We start from the raw sequence: 16,350 nt of genomic DNA on the forward strand, positions 1-16,350 counted from the left end.
AAGGTCTGATAGACGCACCGTCACGCGGCTTCAACCGCCACGACACCGGGAATGGCCTTGATGGCCCCGGCAATCTGCGGCGACACGGAATATTTGCCGGGCAAACTTACCTCCACCTCGGCATGGGCGTCGTCGACCAGCAGGATCAGGCTCACCTCGCCGGCCCCGCTGCCCCCCGTCTTTCCGTCCGACAGGCGGCGCGCGATGCCCTCGATGGGCTCGGGCGAGCGCAGGAAGATGCGCAGGCCCTTCTGGTGCTTCGCCGTGACAGGATCGAGCTTCTCGCAGGAATTGATGCGCACGCGCACATCCTCGCCGTTCATCTCGGCGGCGACCATCATGAGCAGCGGGGTGCCGGGCTCCAGCAGGTCGCGGTAGTGCGCGAGGCCTTCAGAGAAGATCACCGCCTCGTAGTGCCCCGAGGGATCGGAGAGGCCGACGATGCCCATGCGCGTGCCGGACTTGGTGCGCCGTTCCTGCTTGGAGACCACCGTCGCCGCCAGCCGCCCGGCCGCCGCGCCGGAGCGCACCGCGCGGGAGAAGTCGGCAAAGGACTGCACCCGCATCTTCTTCAGCGCCTCGGCATAGTCGTCTAGCGGATGGCCGGTGAGAAAGAAGCCGATGGAATCATATTCCCGCTGCAGCCGCTCCGAGGGCAGCCAGGGCGACGCCTCGGGAATGGGGAGGGAGGCTGCCGCGGCCGGACCGGAGCCGAACATGTCGTTCTGGCCGGACTGGGCGTTGGCCTCCACCCGTTGCGCCTCGGCCACGATGGGCTCGATGGCGGCGAAGGCGCGGGCGCGGTTCTTCTCCAGCACATCGAAGCAGCCGGCGGCCATCAGGCTTTCCAGCGTGCGCTTGTTGACGAGCTTCACCGGCAGACGCGCGGCGAAGTCGCCGAACGAGCGGAACGGCCGGTCGCCCCGCGCCGCCACCAGCGCGTCCACTGCCGCCTCGCCCACGCCTTTGATGGCGGCCATGGCGTAGATGATCTTGCCGTCCTTCACGCCGAACTCGCGGGCGGACAGGTTGATGTTCGGCGGCACCACCTCGATGCCGAGCCGCTGCGCCTCCTGCCGGAATTCCGCGAGCTTGTCGGTGTTGCCTTTATCGAGCGTCATGGAGGCGGCGAGGAACTCGGTGGGGTAGTTCGCCTTCAGCCATGCCGTCTGGTAGGCGACGAGCGCATAGGCCGCCGCGTGGGACTTGTTGAAGCCGTAGTCGGCGAACTTCGCCAAGAGGTCGAAGATGGTGTCGGCCTGCGCCTTCTCGATGCCCCGCCCGGCGGCGCCGGAGACGAAGCGCTCGCGCTGCTTCTCCATCTCGGCGCGGATCTTCTTGCCCATGGCGCGGCGCAGCAGGTCGGCTTCGCCCAGCGAATAGCCCGCCATGGCCTGGGCGATCTGCATCACCTGTTCCTGATAGATGATGACGCCGAACGTCTCCTTCAGGTACGGCTCCAGCATGGGGTGGAGGTAGTCCGGCGTCGCCCGGCCGTGCTTGCAGTCGCAATAGACCGGGATGTTGGCCATGGGGCCCGGCCGGTAGAGGGCGACGAGGGCCACGATGTCCTCGATGCGGTCGGCCTTCATGTCCACCAGCGCCCGGCGCATGCCCGCGCTTTCCACCTGGAACACGCCCACCGTCTCGCCCTTGCCGAGCATGTGGTAAGTCTTGGCATCGTCGAGCGGGATCTTGGAGATATCGAGGTCGATGCCCCGCTGGTGCACCAGCTTCACCGCCTTCTCGATGGTGGTGAGCGTCTTGAGGCCGAGGAAGTCGAACTTCACGAGGCCGGCCTGCTCCACCCATTTCATGTTGTACTGGGTGACCGGCATGTCGGATCTGGGATCGCGATAGAGCGGCACCAGCTCATGGAGCTGGCGATCGCCGATCACGATGCCGGCGGCGTGGGTGGAGGCGTGGCGGTTCAGCCCCTCCAGCTTCACCGCGATGTCGAAGGCGCGCTTGACCACCTCTTCCTGATCGCGCGCCGCCTGAAGGCGCGGCTCGTCCTCGATGGCCTGCTTCAGGGTGACGGGATTGGCCGGGTTCTGCGGGACGAGCTTGCACAGCTTGTCCACCTGCCCATAGGGCATCTCCAGCACGCGCCCCACGTCGCGCAGCACGCCGCGCGCCTGCAGCGTACCGAAGGTGATGATCTGCGCCACCTGCGCCCGGCCGTAGCGCTCCTGGACGTAGCGGATCACCTCGTCGCGGCGCTCCTGACAGAAGTCCACGTCGAAGTCGGGCATGGACACGCGGTCCGGGTTCAGGAAGCGCTCGAACAGCAGGCCGAACCGGAGCGGATCAAGGTCCGTGATCTGGAGCGAATAGGCCACCAGCGAGCCGGCGCCCGAGCCACGCCCAGGCCCCACCGGAATGTCGTGCGCCTTGGCCCACTTGATGAAGTCCGACACGATGAGGAAGTAGCCGGGGAACTTCATCTTGGTGATGACCGAGACCTCGTAGGCGAGGCGCTCGTGATAGGCGGCCTCGTCCAGTCCCGGCGCCGGCCCGTGCTTGGCGAGGCGGGCCGCGAGCCCCTCCTCCGCCTGCCGCTTCAATTCTGCGGCCTCTGCCTCCAGCGGGTCGGAGCCCTCGGCCTTCTCGTCCGCCGTGGTGAAGCGCGGAAGGATGGGCTTCACCGTGCGCACGCGATAGGCGCAGCGCTTCGCGATCTCCACCGTGTTGGCGGTCGCCTCGGGCAGGTCCGCGAACAATTCCAGCATCTCGGCGCGGGTCTTGAAGCGGTGCTCCGCCGTCAGCCGCCGCCGGTCGCCTTCCGAGAGAAGACGCCCCTCGGCGATGGCCAGGAGGCCGTCATGGGCCTCGAAGTCGGACTTTGCCGCGAAGAAGGGTTCGTTGGCCGCCACCAGCGGAACGCCCTTGGCATAGGCGAGCTCAAGCAGCGCCGGCTCGGCCAGCCGCTCGGGATCGGCACCGTGGCGCTGCACCTCCACGTAGAGGCGGTCGCCGAAGAGGGAGGCGAGCAGGTCCAGCCGGTCGGCCGCCATCTCCGGATGGCCGCCGACGATGGCGCGGTCCAGCGGGCCCGACGGGCCGCCCGTGAGGCAGATGAGGCCGGTGTTCGCCTCGGCCAGCCATTCGGGCAGGATGCGCGGCTCGTCCTCGCTCGCGGTTTCGAGGAAGGAACGGGAGACGAGGCGCATGAGGTTGCGCCAGCCCGCGTCATCCTTGGCCAGCAGCACCACGCGGGGCTTCTTCGGCCGCAGGCCGCCGCGCGGCCCGGCCGCATCCGGCAGATCAAGCGCCAGCGACACGCCGGGAATGGGCTGGATGCCCGAACCCGACATCTTCTCGGAGAACTCAAGCGCGCCGAAGAGATTGCCGGTGTCGGTCAGCGCGATGGCCGGCTGATAGTCCGCCTTCGCCAGATCCGCCAGCTTGCCGACGGAGAGCGCACCCTCCAGCAGCGAATAGGAGGAATGGACATGCAGGTGGATGAAGCCGGGATCGGACATGAGGCTCGGAGCGCCGTTCACTGAGCGGGGATTCGTTCTCCCTTAAGGTAGCCCCGATTGCCGCCCGCGAAAGGGTGTGCGGCATCCATGCCCGCTATCCTCCGGCCACCGGGGCGCTATTCTCGCGGGAAATCCAATCGGAGCCGGCATGACGCGGTCGCTTCTCGCCAACTGGGTGTTCTGGGCCGTCCTCTCGGCCGCCTTCGCCGCGCTCACGGCCATCTTCGCCAAGGTGGGCGTGGCGGGCGTGGATTCCGACTTCGCGACGCTCATTCGAACGGTCGTCATCCTCGCACTGGTGGCGGCCATCGCCCTCGCGCGCGGCGCATGGCAGCCAGTCGCGAGCGTGTCGGGACGCACCTGGACGTTCCTGCTGCTGTCCGGGCTCGCCACCGGCGCCTCGTGGCTGTGCTACTTCCGCGCGCTGAAGATGGGCGATGCCGCCCGCGTGGCGCCGGTAGACAAGCTCAGCGTCGTGCTGGTGGCCGTGTTCGGGGTGATCTTCCTGGGCGAAAAGCTGTCGGCGGTCGCCGCCCTCGGCGTCGCGCTCATCGCGGCGGGGGCGGTGCTGGTGGCGCTCGGCTGAGGGCAGCCTTCAGAAGTGGCTGTAGCTGCCGCTGCCGAGATCGAGCGGATGGCCGCCGGCGTCGGTCACATCAAGGCCGGAGCCTTCCCGCGTCTCGCCGATCAGCGCCACGGGCACGCCGGCCTGCGCCGCCTCGATCGTGAAAGCGGGAACGGCCGCATGGGGCACGCAGGCAAGGATCTCATAATCGTCGCCGCCCGACAGGGCCACCGCGAGCAGGCCCGGATCGGCCTTCACCGCAGCGGCAGCCGCCACTGAGAGGGGTACGCGCCGCGCCTCCACCTTGCCGCCGCAGCCGGAGGCGGCGAGCATCTTGGCGAGGTCGCCGGCGAGCCCGTCCGACACATCCATGGCGGACGCCGCATGCCGCCGCAGGACGCGGGCAAGGGCAAGGCGCGGTTGCGGATTGAGATAGCGGTCGAGGAGATGCGCGCGTTGCTCGCCGGACAGCCCGGCGAAAGCCGGCGCATCGCCGTCCTGCCGCAGCCGGAGGCCCAAGGCGGCGTCGCCGATGGTGCCGGACACGAAGATGGCCATGCCCGCCTGCGCCCCAGTGCGCGGCACGAACTCACCCTTGGGCACGGCCCCCAGCGCCGTGATGGTGATCGTCACCGGGCCGGGGGTGGAGACCGTGTCCCCGCCGAGGATGGGGCAGGAGAAGGCCTCCGCATCGGCCCCGAGGCCGGCGGCGAAGGCTTCCATCCACGCATCGGGCGTGCCCTTGGGCAGGGCGATGGCCATCAAGGCGCCGATCGGCGCGGCGCCCTTGGCGGCGAGGTCGGAGAGGTTCACCCGCAACGCCTTGCGGGCGATGGCGGCGGGCGGATCGTCGGGGAAGAAATGCACCCCCGCGACCACTGCATCCTTGGTCAGCACAAGGTCGCAGCCTTCGGGTGGCGACAGCAGCGCGGCATCGTCCAGAAGGCCGAGCGCGCCCTGCGACCCGGCGATGGGGCGGAAGTAGCGGGCGATGAAGCGATCCTCGCCCGAGCCGCCGCCCTCCATTCTCAGGCGCCCCGGAATTCGTCGGGCCGCAGCTCGTGCGCCAGCGCATCGAGTACGGCATTCACCATGCCGGTCTCGTCGCGGTCGAGGAAGGCGCCGGCCACATTCACATATTCGGTGATGACCACGCGGGCGGGCGGGTCCTTCGCCATCAGCTCGAAGGCGCCGGCGCGCAGCACGGCGCGCAGCACCGCTTCCACCCGCTTCAGCGGCCAGCCCTTGGAGAGGGTGCCGTCCACCAACGGATCGATCTGGCGCTGGGCGTTCAGCACGCCCTCCACCACCGAGCGGAACAGCCGGCGGTCGGCTTCGGGGAATTCGATGCCTTCCACTTCCTGGCCGAGCCAGTGGCTCTCGAACTCGGCGAGCACGTCGTTGAGGGGCGTGGCGGCGAGGTCCATCTGGTAGAGCGCCTGCACCGCGCCGAGGCGGGCTGCGCTCTTCTTCATGGGCTTCTGCGGCGCGGTCTTTTCGGCCTGGCTGCTCGACTGGCTTTTGGCTTGGTCGCTCATGACGGTCACGCTTCCAGCCGGCGTTTCAGCCGCAGCAGGCTGAGCGCGGCCTCGGCGGCGCCGCCGCCCTTGTTGCCCTCGGAGACGCGGGCGCGCTCCCAGGCCTGCGCCTCGGTGTCCACGGTGAGGATGCCGTTGCCCACCGGCAGGGCGTGGGCCATGCCCAGTTCCATCAGTCCGCGCGCGGATTCGCCGGCCACGATGTCGAAATGGAAGGTCTCGCCGCGGATGACCACGCCGAGGCCCACCACCGCGTCCACCGGCTCGCCGCCCTCTTCGTATGCGGCAAGGGCGATCTCGGCGGCGATGGGAATCTCCAGCGCCCCGGGCACGGTGATGACCGCCACCGTGACGCCGGCAGCCTCCAGCGCGGCGCGGGCGCCGGCGAGGAGTTCGTCGGCCAGCGCCTCGTAATAGCGGCCTTCGACGATGACGACGCGGGCGCCTTCGAGCGCGGCATCGGCTTCGACGGCGGTTTCCCTGCGCGTCGTGACCATGGGCATTCTCCGAAATCTGGACGGCGCACCGCGCCGGAATTGGGCCGAAGGCCTAGCTGGCCCGGGGGAACTCCGCAAGCCGGGCCGCATAACGGGCCATCAGGTCGGCCTCGAAATTCACCGTGTCCCCGGCCTTCACCCCACCCCAGGTGGTGACGGAGAGGGTGTGGGGAATGAGCAGGCAGGAGAAGGTGTTGCCGTTCACCTCGTTGACCGTCAGCGAGGTGCCGTCGAGCGCCACCGAGCCCTTGGCCGCGACGAAGCGCGCCAGTCTCTCTGGTACCTCGAACACGAAGCGCGTGGTGGTGCCGAGATCCTCCCGCGACACCACTTTCGCCGTGCAGTCCACATGGCCGGACACCATGTGGCCGCCCAGTTCGTCACCCATCTTGAGCGAGCGCTCCAGATTGATGCGCCGGCCCTCGTCCCAGCCCGCGACCGTGGTGATGGCCAGCGTCTCGGGCGCGGCATCCACGGTGAAGAGGGTGGCGCGGGGGCCGCCAGCCGTCACCGAAGTGACGGTGAGGCACACGCCCGCATGGGCGATGGAGGCGCCAATGTCGATGCCGACCGCGTCGAAGTCGGTGGCGACAGTGAGGGTCTTCACCTCGCCCTTCCGCTCGACCTTCACGAGGTCGCCCATGTCGGTCACGATGCCGGTGAACATCTCAGCGTCTCCACAAGCGGACGAGGTGGTCAGCGCCGAGTTCCGCGCGCTCCACCTCGGCAAATCCCACCGGCTGGGTCAGCCGGATGAGCGGACGGCCGGCCAAAGCGGGGTAAGCGTCCGGCCCCAGAATGACGGGGCTGCGGAACACCGCCACCTCGTCCACCACCCCCGCATCCAGAAAGCGGGCGGCGGTGGTCGGCCCCCCCTCCACCATGATGCGGGTGAGGCCGAGCAGGCCCAGCAGCTTGACCACGGCCGGAATATTGATGTGCCCATCCGCCCCGCGCGGCGCGCGCAGCACTTCGACGCCGCGCTCGTTGAGGGCGGCTGCACGGTGGGCGGGCGCATCCTCGGCGGCGATCACCCACAAGGGCACGTCGCAGGCGGTGCGCACCAGCGCGGCCGTGAGCGGAATGTCCAGCTCGGCATCCAGTACCAGGCGCACCGGCGAGCGGGCCTCGAAGCCTTCCAGCCGGCAGGTCAGCATGGGATCGTCGGCGAGCACGGTGCCGAGGCCGACAAGGATGGCGTCCGTATGGGCGCGCATGAGGTGTGCCCGCGCCCGTGCCTCGGCGCCGGTGACGACGGCCGGCTTCGGCCCGGCATGGGCGGCCTTGCCGTCGGCGGAGACCGCCATCTTCACCAGCACATGCGGCCGGCCCTCGGTGACGCGGCGGATATGGCCGGCGTGATCGGACAGGGCCTGCTCCGCCCCGACGCCCACCGTGACCCAGATGCCGGCGGCGCGCAGGCGGGCAACGCCCCTGCCCTTCACCCGATGGTCGGGGTCCTCAATGGCGGCGACCACGCGGGCGACACCGGCATTGATGACGGCATCGGCGCAGGGCGGCGTGCGGCCGTGGTGGGAGCAGGGCTCCAGGGTGACATAGAGCGTCGAGCCGCGCGCCAGCTCACCGGCGGCGGCGAGCGCCTGCGGCTCGGCATGGGGGCGGCCGGTGGCGGCGGTGGCGGCGCTGGAGACGACGCGCGGCACGCCGTCCACATGCTGCACCACCACGGCACCAACCGAGGGATTGGGCCAAGTGCGGCCGAGGCCGGTCTGTCCGACCTTCAGCGCCTCGGCCATGAACAGCTCGTCCTCGCGCGGCGAAAGGACGGGCGCAGATGGCACCGGACGGCCGCTCATTCCCCGCTCCGCGGGGTCGTGGGCCGGGCGCGCGCCTTTTCCACCGCCGGCTCGGCATCGTCGGCGCGGGGCTCACCCTCGTGGGAGAGTTCGGCGAGGGCGTTCTCGAAATCCTTGGCCTCGCGGAAGTTGCGATAGACCGAGGCGAAGCGAACGTAGGCCACGTCGTCGATCTGCTTCAGCCCCTCCATGACCATCTCGCCGATGGTCTCGGAGGTGATGTCGCCCTCGCCGACGCTTTCCAGCTGGCGCACGATGCCGTTGAGCATCCGCTCCACGCGCTCGTTGTCCACCGGCCGCTTGCGCAGGGCGACGCTGACGGACTTCTCCAGCTTCTCCCGCTCGAACGGCACGCGCCGTCCGGAGCGCTTGAGCACCATCAGCTCGCGCAGTTGCACCCGCTCGAACGTGGTGAAGCGGCCGCCGCAATCGGGACAGATGCGGCGGCGCCGGATGGCGGTGTTGTCTTCCGTCGGCCGGGAATCGCGCACCTGCGTCTCAAGGCCGCCGCAATAGGGGCACCGCATCCTTCACGCCTTCCCGGTCGTCGATCCTCAGGGATAGATGGGGAAGCGGGCGAGCAGCGTCGAGACCTTCTCGCGCACGGCTGCCTCGACGAGGCTGTCCTCGTCCGAGCCCTTCTGGGAGAGCACGTCGAGCACCTCGGCGATGAGATTGCCCACCTGCTGGAACTCCGCCACACCGAAGCCGCGGGAGGTGCCCGCCGGGGTGCCGAGGCGCACGCCGGAGGTCACGAACGGCTTTTCGGGGTCGAACGGGATGCCGTTCTTGTTGCAGGTGATGTGGGCGCGACCGAGGGCAGCCTCGGAGACCTTGCCGGTGAGGCGCTTGGGACGCAGGTCCACCAGCATCAGGTGGGTATCGGTGCCGCCGGAGACGATGGCAAAGCCGTGGCCCTTCAGGGTCTCGGCGAGCGCCTTGGCGTTCTCCACCACGTTCTTCGCATAGAGCTTGAACTCGGGCCGCAGCGCCTCGCCGAAGGCCACCGCCTTGGCGGCGATGACGTGCATCAGCGGACCGCCCTGGATGCCAGGGAAGATGGCCGAATTGATCTTCTTGGCGATGTCCTCGTCATTGGTGAGGATCATGCCGCCGCGCGGGCCGCGCAGGGTCTTGTGGGTGGTGGTAGTCACCACATGGGCGTGCGGGAACGGGCTCGGATGGGCGCCGCCAGCCACGAGGCCCGCAAAATGCGCCATGTCCACCATCAGCAGCGCGCCGACGGAATCGGCGATGGCGCGCATCTTGGCGAAGTCGATGACGCGCGGATAGGCGGAGCCGCCGGCCACGATGAGCTTCGGCTTGTGCTGGTCGGCGAGCTGCGCCACCGCCTCATAATCGATGCGCTGGTCGTCCTCGCGCACGGTGTAGGGCACCGGCTTGAACCACTTGCCGGACATGTTCACCGGCGAGCCGTGGGTCAGGTGCCCGCCGGCCGCGAGGTTGAGGCCGAGGAAGGTATCGCCCGGCTGGAGCAGCGCGAAGAACACGCCCTGGTTCGCCTGGCTGCCGGAATTGGGCTGCACGTTGGCGAAGGCGCAGCCGAACAGCTTCTTGGCGCGCTCGATGGCGAGATTCTCGGCCACGTCCACGAACTGGCAGCCGCCGTAGTAGCGCTTGCCCGGATAGCCCTCGGCATACTTGTTGGTGAGCACGGAGCCCTGCGCCTCGAGCACGGCGCGCGAGACGATGTTCTCGGAGGCGATCAGCTCGATCTCGTCCCGCTGGCGACCCAGCTCCGCTTGCACCGCGCCGGCGATCTCGGGATCGGTCTCGGCGAGAGAGGCGGTGAAGAAGCGGTTCATTTCCTCCGTGACGGAGGAGCGGTTCGCGTCCTGCGAGGCCATGGGAAGGTCTCCGGTGATGGCGTGGAGGCTCCGGACAAGGGCGACAGGCGCCCGGCCGGAGCGGACCCTGCGCTTATCACAGGGCGAAGGTGAAGTCCAAAGCCGGCTGGTGCGGCGTGTGGGCTCGGGGTCGCGGGAAAGGCCGGGCTGGCGGGGGCCGGCGGCTGGCGAAAGCAGGGCGAACGGGCACGATGGGACGCCGGCTGGCGGGCGGCCCTCCTCGTCCCCTCCCCTTCGTCATGGCCGGTCTTGTCCCGGCCATGACGGAGCGCCCGTTGTCTCCTTCAGTTGCGGAAGTTGATCGCCACACCGAAGCTCATGCCCTTGCCGTCGGGCGGGGCGGGAAAGGGCGAGGCGCGCCGGGCCATGGCCACCGCCTCCTGGTCCAGCACCGAATTGCCGGAGGAGCTCGCCAGCGACACGCCGGTCACCGCGCCCGAGCCGGAAATCGAGATGCTGATCCCCGGCCGCCCCACGTTCGAGCCCTGCGGGCGTTTGAAGCGGTTGAGATGGGCAAAGGCGCGCGATTTCCAGTCCGCCAGCGCAGCCGAGCGGGCGGCCGCGGCACCCGGCGAGGGGGCGGCGGTGGTCTGGGCGGTGGGCGCCTCCGAGCGCGGCGCGGCGGTGGTGGTGGGAGCGGTCCGGCGACGGGTGGGCTTTGCCTCCTTCTTCGGCTTCTCCACCTCCTTGGGCCGGGGCTTCTCCTCCTCCACCTTCTTGGGTTCGGGCTTGGGCAGCACCACCTCGGCCTCCGCCGGTGCGGGCGGGGTCTCCGGCATCTTTTCGACCGTCTCGGTCACCTGCGGCTCGGGCGGCGGCGGCTCGGCCTCCTCCGGCTCCTCCTTGGCATCAGGCACCGGTTCCGGCGCCTGGATCATCTGCGGGCCCGGCGCCACTTCTTCCTGGGACGGCTGGCTGACCGCCATGGGCGCCAGCTCGATCATGATGGCGGCGGGCGGCGACTGCTCGCCCGGCGCATCCTTGTTCCAGTTCAGCGCCACATAGACGACGGCGGCATGGAGCGCGACCACCAGCAGCACACCCGCGGCGAGCCGCAGGATCGTGTTGCGCAGGTGGTAGCGGTCGAAGTCGTGCCAGTGGTGGTGGTGGTGAACCGCGCTCACCGGGCCGCTCCGGGGGCTCCGGCAGATGCGGGCGGGACGGCAGAGGCCGGGGTGACAGCGGACGGGGGCTGCGTCGCCGGCGCGGGTTCGCCGCCTTCGAGGCCGACGAGAGCGACCTTGAGATAGCCGGCGGTGCGCAGGAGGTTCATCACCTCCATCACATCGCCATAGGGCACCGTCTTGTCGGCGCGCACGAACACGCGCTGCTGTCGGTCGGCATTGGTGCGCCCGTCCAGCATGGCGCCGAGGCCGGTCCGGGTGACGGGATCATCGCCCAGCGCCAGCGTCAGGTCCTTCTTGACGGAGAGGAACAGCGGCTTGTCCGGGCGCGGCTGCGGCTGGGCGTTGGAGGCGGGCAGGTCCACCTTCACGTCCACCGTGGCGAGGGGCGCCGCCACCATGAAGATGATGAGCAGCACCAGCATCACGTCGATGAACGGCGTTACGTTGATTTCGTGGTTCTCGGCGAGATTGTCCCCGCCGTGGTCGAGCTTGGCGGCCATGTGGGCTCACTCCGCGGCGGTGCGCAGGCGCGGGGCCTCCGCCTCGGCCGCGGCGCGGTCGAGGTCGCGGGAGAGATGGCGCATCACCTCGGCGGACGTGTCGGCGAGGTTCGCCTTGTAGGCGGCGATGGCGCGGGCGAACACGTTGTAGATCACCACCGCCGGGATGGCCGCCACCAGGCCGATGGCGGTGGCGAGCAGCGCTTCGGCGATGCCGGGCGCGACCACCGCGAGGTTGGTGGTCTGCGCCTTCGAGATGCCGATGAAGGCATTCATGATGCCCCACACCGTGCCGAACAGGCCGACGAAGGGCGCCGTGGCGCCGATGGTGGCGAGCACGCCGGTGCCCGCCGTCATGCGCCGGCCGGCCTTGGCCTCGATGCGGGAGAGGGCGACGGCGACGCGCTCCTTGATGCCGTCCACCGGCAGGCCGGCGGAGGCGTGCCACTCTGCCAGCGCGGCGCGCACGGTGGCGGTGGCCGGGCTGCTCGCCTTGGGCATTTCGGCCGCGGCATCGGACAGGGTGACGGCCCCGCGCAGCGCCTTCAGCGTGCGGGAGACGGCACGGCGGGCGAACAGCAGCTCGAGGGATTTCGCGAACCACACGCTCCAGGTGAGGACGGAGGCGAACGCGAGGCCCAGCATCACCGCCTTCACCACCATGTCGGCGGCCATGAACATGCCCCAGGGGGACAGGTCATGGGGCAGGCGTGCGTCCGCGACGCTCTCGGGCGCCGGCACGGAGGGGGCAGACTCAACCGGCTTGGGTGCCCACGGAGCGGGCGCAAACTCGGCTGGAGCGGCGGCAGAAGGAGCGGCGGCGGAAGGGGCCGCCTCGGAAGGCGCGGTCGTCGAGGGGGCGGCCGTGGACGGAATCGCAGCCGGGGTGGGCGCCACCGCGGCAGCAGGTGCCGCGTGCTGGTGCGTCTCGGCGGGAGGAGCCGGCTGCGCCAGAACGGCGGCAGGCCCTGAGGTCACGGCCAGCAACAGGCCCAGCGAAAGCACAGCCGCGCCCCTGGGCGCCAGCGAAGAAGCACGGAAAACAGCACGCCCGGCAGACGTGCGCGAGATCAAGCGAACAGGCATCGCGCATCACCAATAATCAAAACGGACAGGCTGGCGATCCCTCCGCCGGGAATAGCTGGCTCGCGACCTTATACTCCCATTCGCTGCAGAAGCTAACCCGTGCCCCCCAACATTGTCGGCAAAGCCCTGTGATATAGAGTTATTTCAATCTGGCGCAGGGGAAATTCATGACGCTGGGGAATGCACTTCACCAGCCCCAAAACGAGAACGGCCGGGCAAAATGCCCGGCCGTTCCGTTGAAATAACCGCCCAAAATCACGGGCGACGTCAGAGGTCCGCTCTACCTCAGAAGTCCATGCCGCCGCCCGGCATGGCCGGGGCCGCGGGAGCGTTCTTCTTCGGCAGCTCGGCAATGAGGGCCTCGGTGGTGATCAGCAGGCCGGACACGGAAGCCGCATCCTGCAGGGCGGTGCGCACGACCTTGGTGGGGTCGATGATGCCCGCCTTCACCATGTCCACATATTCGCCGGTCTGGGCGTTGTAGCCGAAGGTGTAGTCGTTGGACTCGAGAATCTTGCCCACCACGACGGAGCCGTCGTCGCCGGCGTTCTGGACGATCTGGCGCGCCGGAGCCTGGATGGCGCGGCGGACGATCTCGATGCCGGTCTTCTGGTCGGCATTGTCGACCTTGAGGCCGTCGAGCACCTTGATGGAGCGCAGCAGGGCGACTCCGCCGCCGGGGACGATGCCTTCTTCCACCGCAGCGCGGGTGGCGTGCAGGGCGTCGTCAACGCGATCCTTCTTCTCCTTGACCTCGACCTCGGTCGAGCCGCCCACGCGCACCACGGCGACGCCGCCGGCGAGCTTGGCGAGGCGCTCCTGGGCCTTCTCGCGGTCATAGTCGGAGGTGGTGGTCTCGATCTGCGCGCGGATCTGGGCGATGCGCGCCTCGATGTCGGCCTTCTCGCCGGCGCCGTCGACGATCGTGGTGTTCTCCTTCTCGATCACCACCTTCTTGGCGCGGCCGAGCATGGAGAGATTCACGCTGTCGAGCTTGATGCCGACTTCCTCGGAGATCACGGTGCCGCCGGTCAGGATCGCGATGTCCTGCAGCATGGCCTTGCGGCGATCGCCGAAGCCCGGAGCCTTGACCGCAGCCACCTTCAGGCCGCCGCGCAGCTTGTTCACCACGAGGGTGGCGAGGGCCTCGCCTTCCACGTCCTCGGCGATGATCAGCAGCGGACGGGCCGACTGCACCACCGCCTCGAGCACGGGCAGCAGCTCCTGCAGGCCGGCGAGCTTCTTCTCGTTGATGAGGATGTAGGGCTCCTCGAACTCGACGCGCATCTTCTCTGCATTGGTGATGAAGTACGGAGAGAGATAGCCGCGGTCGAACTGCATGCCTTCCACGACATCCAGCTCGGTCTCGGCGGTCTTGGCTTCCTCGACGGTGATGACACCCTCGTTGCCGACCTTCTTCATCGCCTCGGCGAGGAACTTGCCGACCTCGGCGTCGCCGTTGGCGGAGATGGTGCCGACCTGGGCGATCTCGTCGTTGGAGGTCACCTTGCGGGAGTTGGCGGCGAGGTCCTTCACGATGGCGTCCACCGCGACGTCGATGCCGCGCTTCAGATCCATCGGGTTCATGCCGGCGGCAACCGCCTTGGCGCCTTCCTTCACGATGGCCTGGGCCAGCACGGTGGCGGTGGTGGTGCCGTCGCCGGCGAGGTCGTTGGTCTTGGAGGCGACCTCACGCACGAGCTGGGCGCCGAGGTTCTCGAACTTGTCCTCGAGCTCGATCTCCTTGGCCACCGACACACCGTCCTTGGTGATGCGGGGGGCGCCGAAGCTCTTCTCGATGACCACGTTGCGGCCCTTGGGGCCGAGGGTCACCTTCACGGCGTTGGCGAGGATGTCGACGCCGCGCAGAACCTTGTCGCGCGCGTCTACGGAGAATTTCACGTCCTTGGCAGCCATGTGGCGTGCTCCTTCAGATTGGGACGATTAAACGGAATGGCGAATGCCGCGGGACCGGGCGCCTGGGGCTGCCTCGGCCCTGCGACTGAAAATCAGGCCGCCTGAGTTCAGGCCGCTTTCTTGGCGCCGGCCGCGTTCTCGATGACGCCGAGGATGTCGCTCTCCTTCATGATGAGGAGATCCTGGCCGTCGATCTTCACTTCGGTGCCGGACCACTTGCCGAACAGCACGATGTCGCCAGCCTTGACGTCGAGCGCCACCAGTTCGCCCTTCTCGTTACGGGCGCCGGGACCGACCGCGACGACTTCGCCCTGCTGCGGCTTCTCCTTGGCGGTGTCGGGGATGATGATGCCGCCGGCCGACTTCTGCTCGGCCTCGATGCGCTTGACGACCACGCGGTCGTGCAGGGGACGGAAACCCATAGGGAAACCTCCGGTTCGATGTTGTCCATCGGGGTTGCCTGTTTTGAAGGCGCCGGGAACCCCTCTACCCGGCCCGACCGCGATCTAAGGGCGGCAAATTGGAGCCGCAAGGGGTCGGCTCAAAAAATTTAGCACTCAAGGGAACTGAGTGCCAGCAGCCCGTCTCCCTTCAGTTTGAGCGGAAGCCGGGCGGCTCGCCGGCTACGCACAGCGCGAGCCCGGGCGCGGCCCGGTGCTGTCAGCAATCCGGATCGAAGGCTGCTAGAGCATTGTTTTTGCAGACGGAAACCAATCTTTAGCCTTGGCCCCGGCAAAGTGTGTAGCCGACAATGAAGTGTCCGGTCCCGTCTTCCCCAGCCCTGCTGGCGGCGGGGCCGCGGATTGGAGGTGTGACCCATGGCTGCCAAGGTGTCGCGTGACTTCGTCCTGCAGATGGAAGGCTACGGCCTGGCCACGGCCGAGATCCTCTATCGCATGCCCGACCACCCCGGCCTGCTCCAGACCTTCCTCTGGCAGGACTACGACCTGTGCCCGCGCTTTCCGGAGCTGAACAAGTTCCTGGAATTCTGGCGACGCGAGATCGAGGGGCCGCTCCATTCCGTGCGCGTCGCCCATTCCGGCCTCATCAAGCCCGCCGAGCTGCGGTCCGTGGACGGAATGTTCCTTTTGAACTGATGTGGAGCAATCTCCCTGCGTCAGGGACTTTCCGTATCAGTCAACGGTCTTTATGGTTTCGATCGGGCGGTGAGGACATGCACGTCCCCGCGGGGGTGGGGCGTGCATGTCCGCTCAATTCCATGTGCGGCGTGATGGGAACAGCGCAGGGCCTGACCCAGCGGAATTTTTGCGCCCCAGTGCCCTCCCGCTGCCGTTTTCCGGTTGTAGCTGAAGCGTCCATTCCATGAGGGCGCCTTGGATCACCGCACGCCACGAACCTCCGAACTCCTGGCCGCCGTGCTCGCCGCGCAGGAGGGGGATCAGGTCGCCATCGGCGATCTGGTGAACGCGCTGCGCAATCGCGCCTTCGGCATTCTCTTCCTCATCTTCGGCATACCCAACTGCATCCCCATGCCGCCGGGCATCCCGGTGGTGTGCGGCATCATCCTGGGCCTCATCGGCCTGCAGATGATGCTGGGCCGGCAGGAATTGTGGCTGCCGGCGTGGATTGCCCGCCGCACCTTCTCCCGTGCCATGCTGGAATCGATCGTCACCCGCTCCCGGCCGTGGATCGAGCGGTTCGAGCGCGTCTCCCGTCCCCGCTTCGAAGAGTTCGCCGGCCCCACGGCCCGGCGGATCGTGGGCGCGACGGTGGTGGTGCTGGGCTTCATCCTGCTGCTGCCCATCCCCTTCCTCGGCAATCTGCCGCCGGGATTTGCCGTGTGCATCTTCGGCCTCGGCCTCGTGGAGCGGGACGGCCTCGTCATCCTCGCTGGCTTCGGCGCGACGATCCTCGGACTGATGGTGACAGCGCTGATGAGTTGGGCCATCTACCAGGGCGCCATCGCCATCTTCTGAGACCTTCCCCTTC

General features: G+C 68.6%; 16 protein-coding genes. 3 read left to right on the top strand and 13 right to left on the bottom strand.

Annotated features, from left to right (window positions below; translation table 11 throughout):
* Window positions 1-20: 20 nt before the first annotated feature.
* Complete coding sequence (gene dnaE / locus V5F74_RS00915; protein ID WP_394007444.1) at window positions 21-3,485, bottom strand: DNA polymerase III subunit alpha; 3,465 nt, start codon at window positions 3,483-3,485, stop codon at window positions 21-23.
* Between the two features lie 148 nt (window positions 3,486-3,633).
* Here dnaE and V5F74_RS00920 point away from each other — a divergent pair, with 148 nt between their 5' ends.
* Window positions 3,634-4,071 carry an EamA family transporter gene (locus V5F74_RS00920; RefSeq protein WP_374251162.1) on the top strand — a complete coding sequence of 146 codons (438 nt, stop codon included), beginning with the start codon at window positions 3,634-3,636 and terminating at the stop codon, window positions 4,069-4,071.
* Between the two features lie 9 nt (window positions 4,072-4,080).
* Here V5F74_RS00920 and thiL read toward each other — a convergent pair whose 3' ends face one another.
* The 12 genes from thiL to groES form a co-directional block, all read right to left on the bottom strand.
* Window positions 4,081-5,076 (bottom strand): thiamine-phosphate kinase, encoded by a 996-nt coding sequence (gene thiL, locus V5F74_RS00925; RefSeq protein WP_029558336.1) that lies wholly within the window; start codon window positions 5,074-5,076, stop codon window positions 4,081-4,083.
* A gap of 2 nt (window positions 5,077-5,078) precedes the next feature.
* Window positions 5,079-5,588, bottom strand: a complete 510-nt coding sequence (gene nusB, locus V5F74_RS00930; protein WP_029558335.1) for a transcription antitermination factor NusB — start codon at window positions 5,586-5,588, stop codon at window positions 5,079-5,081.
* A gap of 5 nt (window positions 5,589-5,593) precedes the next feature.
* The gene (gene ribH / locus V5F74_RS00935) at window positions 5,594-6,085 is read right to left on the bottom strand and encodes a 6,7-dimethyl-8-ribityllumazine synthase (RefSeq protein WP_029558334.1); all 492 of its coding nucleotides are present in this window, start codon (window positions 6,083-6,085) and stop codon (window positions 5,594-5,596) included.
* Window positions 6,086-6,137: 52 nt separating this feature from the next.
* Window positions 6,138-6,752 carry a riboflavin synthase gene (locus V5F74_RS00940; protein WP_394005725.1) on the bottom strand — a complete coding sequence of 205 codons (615 nt, stop codon included), beginning with the start codon at window positions 6,750-6,752 and terminating at the stop codon, window positions 6,138-6,140.
* Between the two features lies 1 nt (window position 6,753).
* Window positions 6,754-7,902 carry a bifunctional diaminohydroxyphosphoribosylaminopyrimidine deaminase/5-amino-6-(5-phosphoribosylamino)uracil reductase RibD gene (ribD, locus tag V5F74_RS00945; RefSeq protein ID WP_394005727.1) on the bottom strand — a complete coding sequence of 383 codons (1,149 nt, stop codon included), beginning with the start codon at window positions 7,900-7,902 and terminating at the stop codon, window positions 6,754-6,756.
* The gene (gene nrdR / locus V5F74_RS00950; RefSeq protein WP_029558331.1) at window positions 7,899-8,429 is read right to left on the bottom strand and encodes a transcriptional regulator NrdR; all 531 of its coding nucleotides are present in this window, start codon (window positions 8,427-8,429) and stop codon (window positions 7,899-7,901) included. The genes ribD and nrdR overlap by 4 nt, the downstream gene beginning before the upstream one ends.
* A 27-nt stretch (window positions 8,430-8,456) precedes the next feature.
* The gene (glyA, locus tag V5F74_RS00955; RefSeq protein ID WP_250166152.1) at window positions 8,457-9,728 is read right to left on the bottom strand and encodes a serine hydroxymethyltransferase; all 1,272 of its coding nucleotides are present in this window, start codon (window positions 9,726-9,728) and stop codon (window positions 8,457-8,459) included.
* A gap of 326 nt (window positions 9,729-10,054) precedes the next feature.
* Entirely contained in the window at window positions 10,055-10,894 is an 840-nt protein-coding gene (locus V5F74_RS00960) for a TonB family protein (RefSeq protein WP_394005729.1), read from the bottom strand.
* Window positions 10,891-11,397 carry a TonB system transport protein ExbD gene (exbD, locus tag V5F74_RS00965; protein ID WP_394005731.1) on the bottom strand — a complete coding sequence of 169 codons (507 nt, stop codon included), beginning with the start codon at window positions 11,395-11,397 and terminating at the stop codon, window positions 10,891-10,893. Before exbD ends, V5F74_RS00960 begins: the two co-directional genes overlap by 4 nt.
* Window positions 11,398-11,403: 6 nt before the next feature.
* Window positions 11,404-12,483, bottom strand: coding sequence for a tonB-system energizer ExbB (gene exbB / locus V5F74_RS00970; protein ID WP_449361624.1), 1,080 nt, complete (start codon window positions 12,481-12,483; stop codon window positions 11,404-11,406).
* Between the two features lie 285 nt (window positions 12,484-12,768).
* Window positions 12,769-14,400: a chaperonin GroEL gene (groL, locus tag V5F74_RS00975; RefSeq protein WP_029558325.1), complete on the bottom strand. Its 1,632-nt coding sequence runs from the start codon at window positions 14,398-14,400 to the stop codon at window positions 12,769-12,771.
* Between the two features lie 107 nt (window positions 14,401-14,507).
* Window positions 14,508-14,822, bottom strand: a complete 315-nt coding sequence (gene groES, locus V5F74_RS00980; protein WP_024279254.1) for a co-chaperone GroES — start codon at window positions 14,820-14,822, stop codon at window positions 14,508-14,510.
* 396 nt (window positions 14,823-15,218) lie between these two features.
* Here groES and V5F74_RS00985 point away from each other — a divergent pair, with 396 nt between their 5' ends.
* Both V5F74_RS00985 and V5F74_RS00990 read left to right on the top strand, forming a co-directional pair.
* The gene (locus V5F74_RS00985) at window positions 15,219-15,497 is read left to right on the top strand and encodes an usg protein (RefSeq protein ID WP_029558323.1); all 279 of its coding nucleotides are present in this window, start codon (window positions 15,219-15,221) and stop codon (window positions 15,495-15,497) included.
* 237 nt (window positions 15,498-15,734) lie between these two features.
* A complete protein-coding gene (locus V5F74_RS00990) occupies window positions 15,735-16,337 on the top strand; it encodes an exopolysaccharide biosynthesis protein (RefSeq protein ID WP_250166009.1) in 603 nt (200 codons plus the stop codon).
* The last annotated feature ends 13 nt before the right edge of the window (window positions 16,338-16,350 follow it).

Origin of the sequence: Xanthobacter aminoxidans, from assembly GCF_043193615.1 — a bacterium.
Classification (GTDB): Bacteria; Pseudomonadota; Alphaproteobacteria; order Rhizobiales; family Xanthobacteraceae; genus Xanthobacter; species Xanthobacter aminoxidans.